The sequence below is a fragment of the Psychrobacter immobilis genome, from assembly GCF_904846235.1.
Classification (GTDB): Bacteria; Pseudomonadota; Gammaproteobacteria; order Pseudomonadales; family Moraxellaceae; genus Psychrobacter; species Psychrobacter immobilis_C.
In genome coordinates, this window is sequence record NZ_CAJGZN010000045.1 from 1 (window position 1) to 3,202 (window position 3,202).

At 35.9% G+C, this 3,202-nt stretch carries 2 protein-coding genes; both read right to left on the reverse strand.

Annotated elements, in window-relative coordinates; translation table 11 throughout:
• Positions 1–121: 121 nt before the first annotated feature.
• On the reverse strand, positions 122–1,642 hold the full coding sequence (locus JMX07_RS13395) for a site-specific integrase (protein ID WP_201608419.1): 1,521 nt from the start codon (positions 1,640–1,642) through the stop codon (positions 122–124).
• Positions 1,642–3,027, reverse strand: a complete 1,386-nt coding sequence (locus JMX07_RS13400) for a tyrosine-type recombinase/integrase (protein ID WP_201608421.1) — start codon at positions 3,025–3,027, stop codon at positions 1,642–1,644. Before JMX07_RS13400 ends, JMX07_RS13395 begins: the two co-directional genes overlap by 1 nt.
• Between the last annotated feature and the right edge of the window lie 175 nt (positions 3,028–3,202).

The window sequence follows — 3,202 nt, forward strand, 5'->3', positions numbered from 1 at the left end:
GCTTGTTTTAGGATGTTGACGATTTGGTTGTCGCTAAAGCGTGTCTTTTTCATAGGATTCTCCTGCTGGTGTATTTTAGCAGTTAATCTCTATTTGTAAGTGTTCTTATTTATTGGGGGGATTACCGAGGCAATCCAACTTCAGCCTTAAACAATTGATATGTTAATGTGTGTCTTAACATATATGGATTGAATTTTAGTTCTTTAGCAACTTTTTCGCCTAAGAGTTGGCTAATAAAGTTATTCATTTGATACACGATACCAGTACTAGTCATTGACTGGGGGGAGTTATCAGGTTTAACAGTATCTACATTAGAAATTAAGTAGGGCGACGCCTTAATTTTTGAGATATACGAAGCTGCTAATACTGCATCCTTAACAATTGGTATAGCTACCCATCTGTCGTCAAACAAACCTGTACTAACTTCATCTTTATGCTTTTTGACCGTACTTTCAATCAGCCAGACGGAGTCACTTTGAATTAAGCACGAACAATCCTGAACTCTTATTTCTGATAGTTCAGATGGTCTCATACCTGTATATTGACCCACTAAATACGCGCAGGCATACGCTACGAGGTTAAAGTATTCTCTAAGATTATTTAACTTATAACCGCGTTTTTTCAATGCGTTACGTAAAGTTAGTCCACCCATAACATTAGAATTTTTATTGAGCATCCAATTATAGGGTTCCACTATATTTGTAATGAAACTTGCAGAATAACCTTTAGTTCCTAGTCTCATAGCAATATAAGCATTTAAAATTTCGTGAGTTATTTTTTCTTGCTTAGCCCATGATAGATGGTTGCTTGTCTCAAATCTTTCGAAGGAGTTGGAGTCAGATATTTTTGCTGAAGCTCCTATAGCACTTAAAAAGTCAACTATGATAAAGGAAGCCATTTTCGAGAGAGATTCAAATACCAGATCTGGCAGCACTTGTTCTTTTTTCAAAGTATTAGTGTTAGCAAGTTTCTTCCATTTCAGGCTATTTAACTCTACATAAGCGATAGGCTTTTCAAATACATACTTAACAGAAGCTGGACTGCGTAGATATTTGAAAAATTTATCTAGCTCTATATTTTTTACACGATCGTAGTTTTCAGCAGCTTTGGAATACAGTTCAGGTGTTATATCGGAGAGTGTTCTGATTTTTTCCTGAACAAACTCATAGCCTAACTCATGAGATGCCTGTTTAAATATTTCATTAATAAACGTTAATCCATTTTCAAAAATTGTAATTAAAGAGTTTGCTTTTAAGACTTTTTTTGTTCGACTTTGGCCTTCCTTACTTTGAAGCTTGAAAATCGAATTGTTTAGCAAGGCCAACTCGAATATGATTTTTATTTCTATTAAAACGAATCTTGGGATATCTGTATACTTTGAAAAACTAATGCGGAGCTTTGCGCCCTGAACATTTCGTGCAGCATTAGGATAGTCGTCATTAAAGTCCCAAAAGTCGTCAGAAAACTTTGATAATTTCGATACAGGTTTGTCCATAAGGTACGTCACATACTCTATGTCATCTGTGTAATTATTTTGAAGGTGCTTCTTCTTTTGAACTGTAGCATGGTCTAGAGCATCTAAAACATATAAACGATGTTCTGCAAAACCTGTTAATACATTCAGCTTTTTTTCATAGTCCATTAGATTACTCCATCAACTAGTGTGGTCGTTTCAATGTATTCTGCTAAACGCCGTCCATTTTCTAATTCTTCTAAGGAAAAATTAGATAGTTCAGGTTCTGTAATACCTTTTATCAGTTCTAAATTCTCTGAAATAACATGCCCATAGGGTGTATCCATGACACGGGAGTGCTCTTTCAAAAGCGTATAGTCACGCTTCATTGCAAAAATTTCAGGCAGATTCTTAGCTGTAATAATGACATTGTCACAACCCAAACATTTGTTATATTGTGAGCATGGAGTACCAGGTATGTAGGATGAAAGATTTTTTACAAAATCTGGTGGGTCAAAAATATTTCTGCATTCAGCTAGAGGAGTATGAAAGGTTGTTACCAACTCATCATTTTTTTTGGACTCTATATCTTCTGGCACTTTCTCAACTTTTTTATCCAGAGTCGATTGATGTATCTCTTCTAATTCATCATTTATCTTCATTCTACTCATGGAGTTAAAATCTAGAGAATCTATATAACCGAGAGTTGTTTGGAGTGAGGAGTGACCCAACATGAGTTGAATTTCACGTACAGTTACGCCATTTCTAAGCATCTCACTAACAAATGTTGGTCTAAAGCGACTTATTGTAAGAGTTAGGGGATCTCCTGCATCATTTTTTAAATTATATTTCTTAACAAACCTGGACAAACTAGCTCCCAATGCTTCTGTATTTTTTTCTTTGTTTCCTAATAGTGGAGATACTCTGCCGTGCTTTTTTGTACTATTCGACTGATAGATAAACAACCTATCTTTAAAAGCATTATCTTCAATGTCTTGTCGAAAACTACTCGTCAATTGGACTAATTCTTCAAAAATAATTTTTATAGACTTAGCTTGAGATGACGTAAGCCATGTCAGTTCTGCATTAAAAAGATCGAGGTGGTATTCTTTATGACCATCAGACCTTTCTTTCCAATATCTAAGACAAGGCCGCGATGTTGCCGGATGGGAATCTACATAATCGTTTATATCAAGAGAAAGTAAAGGATTTGCATTTAAACCAGTAATTTGAGCAAGCCTTAAAACGTAAGGCGTTAGTGTATCCATATTTATCATTGGGGTAATGCCCCAGTCGTTGTATACCTCTATCAAACCCTTATCTGAATCATTAATAATTCTTAAGAAAGACTTCTCAATAGGTGATTTAGCTGTATTGTAATGAACTGGCTTACACATTAAGCGGTTTTCAAAGAGCCATCGCGCATTCTCTAGTGTCGAAAGGCCTCTAATGACTGAACCCTTTTCGTCCAAAGGATTGCTGCCTAAACCCGTTTTCTTATAAGGTTTGAGGGCTTTTCTAGATTCGCTCAATCCTTTTTCAATAGCCTCTAATATTCGAAGTCGCTCGTTCATTGTAAATGGCTTTTTAACATCTGTTTCTCTAGTTGTAGCAAATCCATTTATTGAACCGCCCCGACTTTATCGGAGAGTGATTTACTTGAGTCAGGCAGCGATGCCTGACAGGGTTAAATTATCATAATACCGCTTTTCAAACTCAAAGGGTGACACATATCCAATCGTGCTATGC